The 14,301-nt window shown below is 40.8% G+C and carries 12 protein-coding genes; 7 read left to right on the top strand and 5 right to left on the bottom strand.

Going from position 1 to position 14,301, the window contains the following annotated elements; translation table 11 throughout:
• From nusA to BMW53_RS17050, 3 genes are all read left to right on the top strand, one after another.
• Positions 1–1,236: a transcription termination factor NusA gene (gene nusA / locus BMW53_RS17060; RefSeq protein ID WP_038556365.1), complete on the top strand. Its 1,236-nt coding sequence runs from the start codon at positions 1–3 to the stop codon at positions 1,234–1,236.
• Positions 1,237–1,296: 60 nt separating this feature from the next.
• On the top strand, positions 1,297–4,278 hold the full coding sequence (gene infB / locus BMW53_RS17055) for a translation initiation factor IF-2 (RefSeq protein WP_038556363.1): 2,982 nt from the start codon (positions 1,297–1,299) through the stop codon (positions 4,276–4,278).
• Positions 4,279–4,426: 148 nt separating this feature from the next.
• Complete coding sequence (locus BMW53_RS17050) at positions 4,427–7,210, top strand: PQQ-binding-like beta-propeller repeat protein (RefSeq protein ID WP_074781043.1); 2,784 nt, start codon at positions 4,427–4,429, stop codon at positions 7,208–7,210.
• 91 nt (positions 7,211–7,301) lie between these two features.
• Here BMW53_RS17050 and queA read toward each other — a convergent pair whose 3' ends face one another.
• The 5 genes from queA to BMW53_RS17025 form a co-directional block, all read right to left on the bottom strand.
• On the bottom strand, positions 7,302–8,351 hold the full coding sequence (gene queA, locus BMW53_RS17045) for a tRNA preQ1(34) S-adenosylmethionine ribosyltransferase-isomerase QueA (protein ID WP_038556357.1): 1,050 nt from the start codon (positions 8,349–8,351) through the stop codon (positions 7,302–7,304).
• A gap of 98 nt (positions 8,352–8,449) precedes the next feature.
• Positions 8,450–9,163 (bottom strand): tRNA pseudouridine(55) synthase TruB, encoded by a 714-nt coding sequence (gene truB, locus BMW53_RS17040; RefSeq protein WP_038556355.1) that lies wholly within the window; start codon positions 9,161–9,163, stop codon positions 8,450–8,452.
• A 41-nt stretch (positions 9,164–9,204) separates the two neighbouring features.
• The gene (locus BMW53_RS17035) at positions 9,205–9,984 is read right to left on the bottom strand and encodes an undecaprenyl-diphosphate phosphatase (protein WP_038556353.1); all 780 of its coding nucleotides are present in this window, start codon (positions 9,982–9,984) and stop codon (positions 9,205–9,207) included.
• A gap of 11 nt (positions 9,985–9,995) precedes the next feature.
• On the bottom strand, positions 9,996–10,250 hold the full coding sequence (locus BMW53_RS17030) for a DUF3098 domain-containing protein (RefSeq protein WP_038556351.1): 255 nt from the start codon (positions 10,248–10,250) through the stop codon (positions 9,996–9,998).
• A 30-nt stretch (positions 10,251–10,280) separates the two neighbouring features.
• The gene (locus tag BMW53_RS17025; RefSeq protein ID WP_038556349.1) at positions 10,281–11,156 is read right to left on the bottom strand and encodes a cell division protein FtsX; all 876 of its coding nucleotides are present in this window, start codon (positions 11,154–11,156) and stop codon (positions 10,281–10,283) included.
• A gap of 395 nt (positions 11,157–11,551) precedes the next feature.
• On the opposite strand from BMW53_RS17025, the gene rplM reads away from it, so the two are divergent.
• The 4 genes from rplM (at position 11,552) to tsf (ending at position 14,131) form a co-directional block, all read left to right on the top strand.
• Complete coding sequence (gene rplM / locus BMW53_RS17020; RefSeq protein WP_038556347.1) at positions 11,552–12,007, top strand: 50S ribosomal protein L13; 456 nt, start codon at positions 11,552–11,554, stop codon at positions 12,005–12,007.
• Positions 12,007–12,393, top strand: coding sequence for a 30S ribosomal protein S9 (gene rpsI, locus BMW53_RS17015; RefSeq protein ID WP_038556345.1), 387 nt, complete (start codon positions 12,007–12,009; stop codon positions 12,391–12,393). The genes rplM and rpsI overlap by 1 nt, the downstream gene beginning before the upstream one ends.
• A gap of 100 nt (positions 12,394–12,493) precedes the next feature.
• Entirely contained in the window at positions 12,494–13,261 is a 768-nt protein-coding gene (gene rpsB / locus BMW53_RS17010; protein ID WP_038556343.1) for a 30S ribosomal protein S2, read from the top strand.
• Positions 13,262–13,306: 45 nt separating this feature from the next.
• Positions 13,307–14,131: a translation elongation factor Ts gene (tsf, locus tag BMW53_RS17005; protein WP_038556341.1), complete on the top strand. Its 825-nt coding sequence runs from the start codon at positions 13,307–13,309 to the stop codon at positions 14,129–14,131.
• Positions 14,132–14,301: the final 170 nt, after the last annotated feature.

Below are 14,301 nucleotides of genomic sequence, written 5' to 3'. Positions count from 1 at the left end.
ATGGAAAATATTAACCTGATAGATACTTTTGCCGAATTTAAGGAGCTGAAAAACATTGACAGGGTTACAATGATGAGCGTGCTGGAAGACGTTTTTCGTAGCGTGCTTATCCGTCAGTATGGAACTGATGAGAACTTCGATGTGATTATCAATATTGATAAGGGCGACTTTGAGATTTGGCGAAACCGCGAAGTTGTTGCAGACGACGAGATCGAAGATCCGAACCTGCAAATAACTTTGAGCGATGCGCTGAAAATTGACGACGATTACGAAGTAGGCGAAGAAGTTACCGACGAGGTTAAATTAGCCGATTTTGGGCGCCGTGCCATTTTGAATTTGCGTCAGAACCTGGCCAGTAAAATTCTGGAGCTGGAGAAAGACCATATCTACGGAAAATATAAAAACAAAATTGGCGATATTGTTACCGGTGAAGTTTATCAGGTGTGGAAAAAGGAAATTCTGATTCTTGACGATGAAGGAAACGAATTGATCCTTCCAAAATCAGAACAAATTCCATCCGATTATTTCCGTAAAGGCGATAACGTTCGCGCCATTGTATATAAAGTAGAATTGCGAAATAACAACCCGCTAATTATTTTGTCGCGTACAGCACCGGCTTTCCTCGAGCGTTTGTTCGAGTTGGAAATTCCGGAAATCTTCGACGGCTTAATCACCATCAAGAAAATTGTTCGTGTACCGGGCGAGCGTGCTAAAGTTGCGGTTGAATCGTACGACGAACGAATCGACCCTGTTGGAGCATGTGTGGGAATGAAAGGATCGAGAATCCACGGTATCGTTCGCGAGTTGCGTAACGAAAATATCGATGTTATCAATTATTCGTCGAACCTTCAGTTGTTTATTAAACGATCGCTGAATCCGGCGAAAATTAATTCGATAAAAATTCTGGAAGACGATAAAAAAGCGGAAGTATATCTGAAGCCGGAAGAGGTTTCGCTGGCAATTGGTAAAGGCGGTTTAAATATTCGTTTGGCCAGCCAGTTAACCGGGTACGAGATCGATGTTTATCGTGAGATGGAAGAAGACGACGAAGATGTGAACCTGGATGAGTTTGCAGATGAAATTGAAAGCTGGGTAATTGATGCATTAAAAGGAATCGGTTGCGATACCGCAAAGAACGTATTAAATATTCCGCGTGCTGAATTGATTAAAAGAACCGACCTGGAAGACGAAACAATCGATGAGGTTCTGAAAATCCTTAGTTCAGAATTTGAATAATAGCCATCAACGCAGATTGGTTTTTATTCATACAAATTAGAAAAGTAAATAAAGAATTATATGGTAGCAGGCAAAACAACAAGACTTAGTAAACTTGCAAGGCAGTTCAACGTAGGTATTCATACCATTGTTGAGTTCTTGCATAAAAAAGGGTACGAAATCGATTCAAACCCTAATACTAAAGTTGCAGAAGACGCCGTGCAACTTCTTGAAAAGGAATACAAAGTAGATATTACCATCAAGAAAGAGTCGGAAAAAATGAACCTGAAGAGTCAGCGTCCAAAGAAAGAAGTAATTTCTATGGAGCCCGAGGCTGAAAGTCAGGAGAAAGAAGAACCAAAAACTGAAAAGCCTGCTGCAGAGAAAAAGGTTGAAGAAAAACCGGCAGAAGAAGTTGTTAAAAAGCCGGAGCTGAATGTTAAGGTGCTCGACAAGATTGATCTCGACAAGTTAAACAAACCGAAAAAGAAGGTGGAAAAACCTGTTGAAGAGAAAGCTGTTGAAGAGAAACCTGCTGAAGAAAAGCCGGTTGAAGTTAAAGCCGAAGAAAAGAAACCTGAAAAACAGGTTCCTGTAAAAGAAGAAGTAAAAGAGGCGCCTGCAGCCGAAAAGAAAGAAGAACCGGCGCCGAAAGCAGAAAAAGAGGAAGCTGCACCAAAAGCCGAAAGTACACCAAAAGAAAAAGTGGAAGACCTTATTGAAACAACTGCACCAAAGTCGGATGACAAAATAAAGGTAGTGGGCAAGATCGATCTGAGCAATATGAATCAGAAAACACGCCCTGCCAAAAAAACAAAAGAAGAGCGCGAGAAAGAGCGCCAGGAGCGCAAGAAACAGCGAATTGCCGAACGTCAGGGGCAGGGGCAAGATAAAGACAAGGATGAGAATTCAGGCTTTATAAAAGCAAAAGTTAACAAGCTCAATGGCCCAACCATCCTTGGTAAAATCGATCTTCCTGAAAAGAAACAGGAAGCCGGAAATCAGGGGGATAGAAAAAAGCGCAGAAAACGTATTTCTAAAGACACCGGAAAGGTTAGTGTTGACAGACAACAGCAGAAACCCGGCGATCGTCCGAGAGGAAAATTCCAGGCAAACAAACAAGTGCCAGGAAAGAAAAAACGACCACTTAAAAAAGAGGTTAACGAAGAGGACGTACAAAAGCAAATTAAAGATACACTTGCCCGTTTAACAACAAAAGGCAAAACAAAAAAAGGAGCAAAACACCGTCGCGACAAGCGCGCCGCTGCCAGCGAAAGAATGCAGGCAGATATGGAACAGCAAATGCTGGACCAGAACATTCTTAAAGTAACTGAGTTTGTTACTGTTGCCGAACTGGCTACCATGATGAATGTTGGCGTAAACGAAATTATTTCGTCATGTATGTCATTGGGGCTGTTTGTTTCCATCAACCAGCGTCTCGATGCTGAAACACTCGCCGTAGTGGCCGAAGAATTTGGGTACAAGGTAGAGTTCGTTAGCGTTGAAATTGCAGAAGCGATTGAGGAAGAGGAAGATAAACCGGAAGATTTGATGCCTCGTCCGCCAATTGTAACTGTTATGGGACACGTTGACCACGGTAAAACATCGCTGCTCGACCATATTCGTAGTACAAACGTAATTGCCGGAGAGGCCGGTGGTATTACCCAGCACATTGGTGCATACCACGTAAGCCTGGAAGATGGCAGAATGATTACTTTCCTTGATACTCCGGGTCACGAGGCGTTTACCGCAATGCGTGCACGGGGTGCTCAGGTAACCGATATTGCAATTATTATTGTAGCGGCCGACGATAACGTGATGCCACAGACTATTGAGGCGATCAACCACGCATCGGCAGCGGGAGTTCCAATTGTTTTTGCCATTAACAAGATCGATAAACCGGGAGCAAATCCTGAAAAGATAAAAGAAGAACTGGCCAATATGAATTACCTGGTTGAAGAGTGGGGCGGTAAATACCAGTCGCACGATATTTCGGCCAAAAACGGAATTGGTATCGATGATCTTCTTGAAAAAGTATTGCTTGAAGCCGAAATGCTCGAGCTGAAAGCAAATGCCAACAAAAAGGCACAGGGAACCATTATTGAATCGGAGCTCGACCGTGGTAGAGGTTACGTATCAACATTATTGGTTGAAAGCGGAACACTGCACGTTGGCGATATTATTATTGCCGGTCAGTATTACGGCCACGTAAAAGCAATGTTCAACGAGCGTAACCAAAACATTAAAGATGTTGGACCTGCACAGCCAGCAATTATTCTTGGATTGAACGGAGCACCACAAGCGGGCGACAAGTTCAATGTTATGGAGAATGAGCGCGAAGCACGAAGCATTACCAACAAACGCGAGCAACTGGCACGCGAGCAAGGTTTGCGTACGCAGAAACACATTACACTTGATGAGATTGGTCGTCGTATTGCAATTGGTAACTTCCAGGAGTTGAACCTGATTGTTAAAGGTGACGTGGATGGATCTATCGAAGCACTGTCTGATTCATTGATCAAGTTATCAACCGAAGAAATTCAGATCAACATTATTCACAAAGCAGTTGGTCAGATCTCTGAATCTGATATCTCGCTGGCTGCCGCATCAGAAGCGATTGTAGTTGGTTTCCAGGTTCGTCCGTCGTTAAATGCACGTAAAATGGCCGAAAGAGAACAAATCGATATTCGTTTGTACTCGATTATTTACGATGCTATTAACGAGATTAAAGCGGCAATGGAAGGTATGCTTTCTCCTGAAATTAAGGAAGAAGTTACCGGAACCGTTGAGGTACTGGAAGTATTTAAAATTACGAAAGTGGGAACTGTTGCAGGTTGTATTGTTCGCGACGGAAAAATTGCACGCAACTCGAAAGCCCGTGTAATCCGCGATGGAATTGTAATTTACGACGGAATACTCGGATCGCTGAAACGTTTTAAAGAAGACGTGAAAGAAGTGAAAAACGGCTACGAGTGCGGTTTGAATATCGAGAAATTTAACGACATTAAGGTTGGCGACCATATTGAAGCTTACCATGAAGTTGAAGTAGCCAAGACACTGTAAGATACATTATATAGCAAGATAAGAAGGCCGGGTTTTTCCGGCCTTTTTTGTTACCCTTAAATTATTAACAATCAATGTTTAATTTCATAAACGAAAAAGGTAGTACCAAGCGTTTCCTAATTATTACTTTTGACAAAAAGATTAAAAAATGAAGCGGTACCTCATAATCATACTCCTTATTTTGGCCGGGGCAGTGGCCGGATTTCTGTACTTCGCAAAAGACGAAGTGGCTTTCACCAAAGAGTCGCCGTTATATAAAGCTGTGCCTTTGTCGGTGCCGCTGTTTCTTGAGGCCGACGGGCTCAAGGCTATTCCTGCAGATAATCCGGTAGTAATCGAATTAGCCGGGATTCCCGGGTTCAATAACTTATTAAACGAGATTTCGGGCATTCAGAGCGTAATTGAAAGTGAACCCGAAATTCAGAAGCAGCTCGGAAAACGACCGGTTGTACTGGCACTCGATTTTGTTGGGAAGAACGTATTGCATCCGGTTATCATAGGTAATTTAAAAAGTGCAAAAGAACGCGAGGGACTGGAACTTTTAATTGAGAAACTCACCGGAATTTCGCGAACCTCGTTCCAAAAACGTAACTATAACGGTTATGCTATAATTGATGTTTTTGATTCGGATGGAAACAATGAACTGAGTTATAGCGTTGCCGGAAATCTGGTAATTATAAGCCCCGAAGTTATTCTGGTAGAAAAATGTATCAGGCAACTGGATGTGCCGGGAATTACCGACAACCAATACTTTAATTTGGTAAACCGTACGGTTGCCAATCAATCGGAGCTAGCCGGGTACATTAACCACAGGCGTTTTCCTGAGCTTTGGGCGGATCTTTTGAATTCAACAACAAAACAACAGGAAAATGAATTTGGCGAAACCGACCGTATCAATCTCAAACGCGATGTTTTAAAAATAAAAGATTATGCCAGCTGGAGTGAGCTCGATTTAAGTTTTCACGACAACCGCTTAACGCTAAACGGAATTACCGCAGCCGACGATTCGCTGAATCATTTCCTCTCGGTTTTGCAGGGGCAGGAAGCAGTGAGTTGTAATGCCGATCGTTTGTTACCAAAATCAACATCGTTTTATATTGGATTTTCTTTTTCAAACAGAGACTTGTTTTTTAAGAACCTGGAAAACTATTTTGTGCATTCCGAGGCTTATTACAACCGGGAAGAGAAGATAAAAATGATGGAGCAGAATTTCCGTACCGACAGTCGTGAGAAATTTAGAAGCCTGGTAAAAGACAAGGTGTTGGCAGCCATAACTACTGTTCCTACTGAAGCAGAAATGGGCTCGCTGTTGATTTTAAATGGCCAGTCGGGAAAAGAAAGCCAGGAGGTTTTTGAAGGGATGCTGACGAATTATGCCAAACGAAAAGATAGTGAACTCGAAAGTTTGGTGAGCACATTTCGCTCGTCAGACCAACAAAACTACCGAATTTACCAATTCCCTTATCCTTCGTTGCCAGGCATCTGGCTGGGTGGAGCTTTCGATTTTGTACGTGCGCGCTTTGCTGCCTTTCGTGATGATCAACTAATTTTTGCCAGTTCAAAAGAAGAATTGGAAAAATACCTCGACGATATGGATTCGGGAGAAACATTACGAACAGATTCCGATTATGAAACGATTAGCAGAGCGGCCGAGAGCAAAGCGAACCTGAATGTGTATGGCAACATAAACAAGCTTTATGCGCTTCGCCACGATTTGTTTAGTTCCGAAATAAACAAGGGGCTGGAGAAGAATGAAGCTGTTTTTAGAAAGTTTAATGCCATAAGCTGGCAGGTGGTGTGCGAAAACAACATTTATTTTAACGCGCTGAATTTGGGCTATCAGCAAAAGGCGAAAAACGATGTGCGTGCAAAATGGCAGTGCCGGTTGGGAGCCGAAGTGGCGTTAAAACCGCAACTGGTAATCAATCATACCAATAAAGCGAAGAAGGAAATAGTTGTTCAGGACGTAAATAATCAGCTGCATTTGGTTGATGCCGATGGTAAAATTATTTGGAGCGCCCCCATAAGCGGAAAGATTATGGGGCAAATTCACCAGGTGGATTATTACAACAACGGCAAATTGCAGTATCTCTTTAATACCAACGAAAAAATATACCTGATCGACAGAAACGGAACCAGTGTCGCCAATTTCCCCATTATTTTAAAATCGCCGGCTACCAATGGTGTAAATGTGTTCGATTACAACAACAATAACCAATACCGTTATTTTGTGGCTTGCCAGGATAAAAGGGTTTATGCATACAGTCACGAAGGGAAAATTATCAGCGGTTGGTCGTTTGATAAAACCAGCGGAACGGTAACCAGCCCGATAGCGTTTTTCAGGGTGAGCAATAAAGATTATATTGTTTTTAGCGACGAAAACCAGGTTTATATCCAAAACCGCAGGGGAGTAATGCGGGTTAATTCATCGGCAAAATTTGCACCATCGGCAAATGAAATGGCTTTAAACACGCAAGGTGTGCCTAAAATGGTTACTACCAGCCGCGATGGAGATGTTTTTTACCTGTTCTTCGATGGTAAATTTGCACAAAAGAAAACCGGAAAATTTTCATCCGATCATCGGTTTAAAGTGGATGATATTAACGGCGATGGAAAGCCAGAGTTCGTATTTATTGACAAGGATGGCTTGTATGTTTTCAACGAAGATGGGGATAAACTGTTTGAAGAAGAGTTTGACAATAATTTGTTAGCGGTAAATCTTTATGCTTTTACAGCCACTCAAAAAATGATAGGTTTAACCGATACGAATGAAAACGAGATTTATTTGTTTGATGCAAAGGGAAAACAGTACGACGGATTTCCGTTGAACGGTAACAGTGAATTTGCAATCGGGCAATTACAAAATGGAGGACCGCTGAGTCTGGTAGTAGGCGATGAAGACGGTAACCTGCTGTGCTACGAATTGGAATAATTGAAGAATCGCCAAAATGGCTTCAGAAATGCAATAAAAAAACCACGAAATAAATTCCGTGGTTTTTTTTATTGTTGTGTAAAGTTATCGATCAAATAATCAGCATGGCATCGCCATAAGTGCCAAAACGGTAATCGTTTTTAGTAGCAATATCATAAGCTTCCATCACAAAATCGTATCCGCCAAATGCGGCAACCATCATCAGCAATGTTGAGTAAGGAAGGTGGAAGTTGGTAATCATGCTGTTTGCTACGCTAAACTCGTAAGGAGGGAAAATAAATTTATTGGTCCATCCTTCAAATGGTTTCAAAAATCCTTGTGTTGATACCGAGCTTTCAAGTGTACGCATTACCGTAGTTCCCACGGCACATACATTCCGTTTTTCCTGTTTTGCTTTGTTTACCATCTCGCAGGCTTCGTTTTTAATCCAAATCTGCTCCGAGTCCATTTTGTGTTTGGTAAGGTCTTCAACATCTACGCTGCGGAAGTTTCCTAAGCCAACATGCAAAGTAACGTACGAAAAATCAACACCTTTAATTTCCAAACGTTTTAGCAATTCGCGGCTAAAGTGCAAACCTGCTGTTGGCGCTGCAACGGCACCTTCGTGTTTTGCAAAAATTGTCTGGAAACGATCTTTATCTTCGGGTTGTACCGGGCGGTTGATAAATTTTGGAAGTGGTGTTTCTCCAAGGCTGTAAAGTGTTTGCTTAAATTCGTCGTACGGGCCATCAAACAAAAAGCGCAAAGTGCGGCCTCGCGATGTGGTATTGTCAATTACCTCGGCAACCAGTAGGTCGTCGTCGCCAAAATACAGCTTGTTTCCAATACGTATTTTACGTGCCGGATCAACCAGTACGTCCCACAAACGTTGCTCGCGGTTTAATTCGCGAAGAAGAAAAACTTCGATTTCTGCTCCGGTTTTTTCCTTGTTACCATACAAACGTGCGGGAAACACTTTGGTATCGTTAAAAACCATCACATCTTTATCATCAAAATAATCAAGCAGGTCTTTAAACAATTTGTGTTCAATTGTTCGTGTTGCTCTGTTTAGCACCATTAATTTTGATTCGTCACGGTTATCGGCAGGGTGCAAAGCAATCTTTTCCTGTTCTAAATTGTACTTGAATTTTGATAACTTCATATTGTAATTTATTTATTAATAGTCATTTTTAAGCGATCTGCAAAGATAATACAGTCAGTTGGTTTTTTAATTCAGAATCACTTTATACGGTGATATTTTCAATTGGTTTCACCTAAATTTAAGTTTTCCAGAAAAAAATCGACTTTAAATGCATCTTCTATTTTGTAATCGCCAATTCTTGTTCGTATTAATCCGGTTAAGTAGGCACCGCAATTTAATGCCTCGCCAATGTCGCGTGCCAGCGATCGGATGTAAGTTCCTTTGCCACAAACAACCTTTAGTTTTACTTCGGGAAGATTAAATGATTCAATTTCAATGCTTCTTATAACAATTTTTTTTGCTTTAAGTTTTACATCTTCACCATTTCGGGCATAATCGAATGCGCGCTTTCCTTTTACTTTTACGGCCGAAAAAACCGGTGGTATCTGGTCGATCTCACCAATAAACTGCGGCAGTATTTTTTCAAAACTTTCGCGGGTAACATGCGAATAGTCGGCCCGGCTGTCTTCCTCAGTTTCCAGATCGAATGATGGAGTTGTTGCACCGATTTTTAACGTGGCAATGTACTCTTTTTCGCCCAGTTGCAGTTCCTCAATTTTTTTTGTGGCTTTGCCTGTGCACAAAAGTACCAGTCCGCTTGCCAGCGGATCAAGTGTTCCGGCATGGCCAACTTTTAACTTTTTTATTCCCATCATTTGGCACAGGTTATACCTTATCTTGTTAACCACATCAAACGATGTCCATTCCAGTTCTTTGTCGAATAGTAAAATTTCCCCGCCAGGGAAATCGTATTTTTTTTTGAAATCGGGCATTAAGAATCTATCTTCCAGTAAATTAAGCCTGTTTTGAAAAATCAGGCTGCAAAGATAGCAATTAGCCCAATAAGAGCGCAATAAATTGCAAAATAAATTAATTTACCGCGTTTTACAATTTTTATCATCCACGAACAGGCCAGCCATCCTGAAATAAAAGCACTTACAAATCCGATCAGTAAGGGGAGTAAATCTACTTTGGTTGACTTTAATTCGCCTGTAATAATGTCGAGAAAGGCGGCTCCTAAAATGGGTATTAAAACCATAAGAAATGAAAAACGGGCAACATCTTCTTTTTTACCTTTTAACAGAAGACCTGTTGCAATGGTCGATCCACTTCGCGAAATTCCCGGTAAAACGGCCAGGGTTTGGGCAAGGCCAATTAGTAATGCTTTACCAAAGGTGATCTTTCCATCGCTTTTTTTAACAAATTGAGTAAGTGTAAGTAAGCAGGCAGTAAGAAGCAGCATGCAGCCAACAAAAAATAAATTGCCGGTAAAAAGGGCTTCCAGCTTATCGCGAAACAGAAAGCCGACAATTACTATTGGGATTGACGAAAACAGCAATTTGCTGATGTATTCGGTTGAGTCGTTCCATTGAAATGCAAAAAGATCTTTACACAGCAATGCAATATCTTTCCTGAAAACAAGAATGGTACTCAGTACGGTTGCCACATGAACGGTTAATACAAAAAGTAAATTGTTTTCATCTTTAATTCCCAGAAGCGCGTGTCCAATTTCAAGATGTCCGCTGGAGCTAACGGGAAGAAATTCGGTAAGTCCCTGGATGATGCCGAGTAGTAATGCCTGGAGTTCGGTCATAAAAAATTGAATTAATCGTCTTTTGGTTTTTTCATAATGGCGTATATCTCAAACCCAAACCCAAGAAGCAACAGGATGGGAGCCAGTGTAATACGGCGAAAACTAAAAATATCTTCGCTAAAAACATTCGGGTCGTCACTTCCGCCACCGGCCATTAATATAAATCCAAGAACGATTACGGCAAAACCAATTGCCATTAGTTTATAGTTTTCTTTGCCCAATGCAAAGCCTGTTCGTTCTTTAACTTCGTTACTTTTTTTTGCCATTATTTTCTGTAATTGGTGGGGTAAAGATAATTAATAAAATAATTCATCAAATCTCATTCGAAGGAATTTGCCCAGCGCCAGCCACGTTGATAAAAACGAGATGGTAAAGCCCAGTAAAAAAACAATTCCTGCAATGAGCGCGATTGTTTGCAGGTCGGCAAAATTTATCAGTCCGTAAAGTTCCTGTTTGTAAAAATAAATACTGCCAATAAGAATGGTGTTGGCCAGCATTCCGCCAAGTGCACCGAGGAATAAACTTTTAATTAAAAATGGTTTGCGAATAAAACCTTTGCTGGCACCAACCATTTGCATCGTGTTTATGGTAAAACGCTGAGAATAAATCAACAGGCGAATGGTGTTATTAATTAAGCCAAAGAATATAAAAGTAAGCAGTCCGCTTAAAATCAGCAGGGCCAGGCTTATTTTTCTCACATTCTCGTTAATTAGCGTAACAAGGTTTTTTTGGTAATAAACCTGGGTTATCTGTGGATATTCCAAAAACCGCTGTTCCAATACCTGAAGACTGTCGGTGTGTGTGTAGGCGGCATTTAATTTAATGTCAAGCGAAGCAAATAGCGGATTATAGCCCAGGAATCCCTGAAAATCTTCGCCCAATTCTTTTGTTAATTCTTTGGCAGCCGATTCTTTATCGGTGTAATTAACCGATTTTACAAAATCGCCGGCACTTAAAACTTTTTGTAACCGAATGATTTCAGTCTCGCGTAAGTCGTCGGCCAAAACGAGGGTGAACCCGATTTTTTCGCGCACATAATCCGAGAGCTTTTTGCTGTTAACAAGAATGAAACTTAGCATGCCCAGCAGAATAAGCACAAGCGTAATACTGGTTAACGAAGTAATCCAGGAGTTGAAAAAATGCTTTTTAAACTTTTTAGGTTTTTTGCTCATGCTGCAACAAAATTTCTGTCAATTACAAATGTATATAATTTTGTGAGCGACATTAATTTCGCCCGGGCTTCTTTTTTACATCGGAGTGTTAACATTAAATTCATCCGAAGAAATTGTTGCGAATCATGCACGGAATGGCAATTTTGAACCATTTTCGGAAAAGGACTTTGAATTGGTCAGAAAATCATTTAACTAATTGAAATTTTGACGGTTATTTCTTTGGAAATCCAAAAAAAGAGAATACTTTTGCAGTCCCGATTATTATCCTTAGAAATAAGGAGTGTAAATAGTTGATTTTCTTGAAGTAAAGCAGTTTGTCGAAAAAATTCCGTTGAGACAAAATAGGCGGCGAATAGTAAAATCAGAAGTGTTTTAAACAATAAAAAATTAGAAAAGTGGACACACTTAGTTATAAAACTGTTTCGGCAAATAAAGCTACCGCAAACAAAGAGTGGGTAGTTGTTGATGCCGAAAATATGGTATTGGGACGTTTGGCAAGTGTAGTTGCCAAAATGTTAAGAGGTAAATACAAGCCAAATTTCACAGCTCACGTAGATTGTGGCGATAACGTAATTGTTATTAATGCTGAAAAAGTAGCATTAACCGGTAAAAAAATGTCGGACAAAGTATATGTTCGTCACACAGGTTACCCGGGTGGACAGCGTACTCAGTCTCCTCAAGATATTTTAGCTAAATATCCTGAGCGTTTGGTTGAGAAAGCCGTAAAAGGTATGCTGCCTAAAAACAAATTGGGTAGCGCTTTATACCGAAATTTGCATGTAGTAGTTGGTGCCGAGCACAAATTTGAGGCTCAAAAACCAAAAGTTGTTGATTTAAATACGATTAAATAATGGAAGTAGTAAACACAATCGGACGTAGAAAAACAGCTGTTGCTCGTATTTACGTAAGCGAAGGTAAAGGAAATATTACCATTAATAAAAGGGAACTGAAAGAGTACTTTCCAGCAGAAACATTGCAATACATTGCTATGCAGCCACTAAATCTTTTAGAAGTTGCAGAGAAATATGATATTAAAGCAAATCTTGATGGTGGTGGTCCAAAAGGTCAGGCAGAAGCTTTCCGTTTGGCTGTTACCCGCGCGTTAATGGAAATCGATCCGGAGTCAAGACCACAGTTGAAAGCTGCAGGTTTTGTTACCCGTGATCCACGTGAAGTGGAGCGTAAAAAACCTGGACAACCAAAAGCAAGAAAACGTTTCCAGTTCTCAAAACGTTAAGATTATTATTTATCAAATTATATGGATCTAAAACGGCTGTGATTCCGTCGGCTGACGGACTACTCAGCGGTTGCTTTTAGAGCATAGAAAAAGTAAACAGATGCCAAAAACAAATTTTCAAGAATTATTGGAAGCAGGTGCACATTTCGGTCACCTGAAAAGAAAGTGGAATCCAAACATGGAGCCTTATATCTTCATGGAGAAAAACGGTATCCACATTATCGATCTGCAAAAAACAGTTGTAAAAATTGATGAAGCTGCTGCTGCCATCAAACAAATTGCAAAATCGGGTCGTAAAGTGTTATTCGTTGCCACTAAAAAGCAAGCCAAAGAACTGGTTTCCGAGCAAGTTAAAGAGGTAGGAATGCCTTACGTAACTGAGCGTTGGCCAGGAGGTATGCTTACCAACTTCCCAACTATCCGTAAAGCGGTTAAAAAAATGATCTCCATCGATAAAATGATGAAGGACACAAGTTGGGATAACCTTTCAAAACGCGAAAAACTTCAAATTACTCGTCAGCGTGCGAAACTGGATAAAGTATTGGGTTCAATCTCAGACCTTACCCGTTTGCCAGCTGCATTATTTGTGGTTGACGTATTGAAAGAAAAAATTGCTGTTCGCGAAGCAAAAAAATTAGGAATTCCTGTATTTGCTATCGTTGATACCAACTCAAATCCTGATGATATCGACTTTGTAATTCCTGCTAACGACGACGCTTCTCAATCAATCCGCATTATTGTGGGTGAGATGTGCGACGCAATTAAAGCTGGTTTGAGCGAGCGCAAAATTGAGAAAGATAAAGAAGACGAAACTGTTGAAGCTCCTAAAAAGAAGGCAGCAAAAGCACAAGAAGCTTCTGAAGAGTAAGTAAAGGTTCAGGATTATATAAACCATTTAAAAGAAATTTTAATTATGTCTTTTACAACAGCAGACGTAGTAAAATTGCGTAAAGTATCAGGTGCAGGGATGATGGATTGCAAAAATGCCCTGAAAGACGCAGAAGGTAACTTCGATAAAGCACTGGAAATCATCCGCGAAAAAGGTAAATTAATTGCTAACAAACGTGCAGACAGAGACGCCGCTGAAGGTGTAGCTCTTGCAAAAGCAACTGAAGACGGTAAATTCGGTGCAATCGTTGTATTGAATTGCGAAACTGACTTTGTTGCCAAAAACGAAAGCTTTGTAGCATTTGCTGAGAAAATTCTTGCAAAAGCATTGGAAGCCAAGCCTGAAAGTTTGGAAGCGTTGAAAGCCCTTGAGATTGACGGTTCAACCATCGAAGCACAAGTTACTGAACAAACTGGTGTAACAGGTGAGAAACTTGACCTTTCGTACTATAAATGTTTAGCCGACGAGGCTGTAGTTCCTTACATCCACCCTGGAAACAAATTGTCAACGCTGGTTGCTTTCAACAAAGCTGTTGATACTCAGGTAGGAAAAGATATCGCAATGCAGGTAGCTGCTATGGCTCCTGTTTCAGTTGACGAAGCTTCTATTCCACAAGCTGAAATTGATAAGGAATTAGAGTTCGCTAAAGAAAAATACCGCAAAGAAGGTAAACCGGAAGCAATGCTTGAAAAAATTGCTCAAGGTTCGTTGAACAAGTGGTATAAAGATGTAACACTTTTAAACCAGGCTTTCGTTAAAGACGGAAAAGTGGCTGTAAAAGATTACTTGAAGCAAGCTGATGCTGACTTAACAGTAACAGCTTTCGATCGCTATACTTTGAACGCTTAATAAAAAGCAAAAGAATATAGTAAAAGCCATCCGGGAAACCGGGTGGTTTTTTTTTTGGTGTGCCGTGCATGGTAAATAGCTATAGGGTGAAAGTCCTGAATGGGGGTTTGTAGTGCCAACCATTAGCCGAAGGCAAGGGTGTCCATCGTGAGGTGTAATCTGAAGGAAGC

Source organism: Draconibacterium orientale (genome assembly GCF_900111425.1).
GTDB lineage: Bacteria > Bacteroidota > Bacteroidia > Bacteroidales > Prolixibacteraceae > Draconibacterium > Draconibacterium orientale.
Note: the sequence above shows the minus strand (reverse complement) of the source record. Positions and strands in the feature narration are given on the sequence as shown.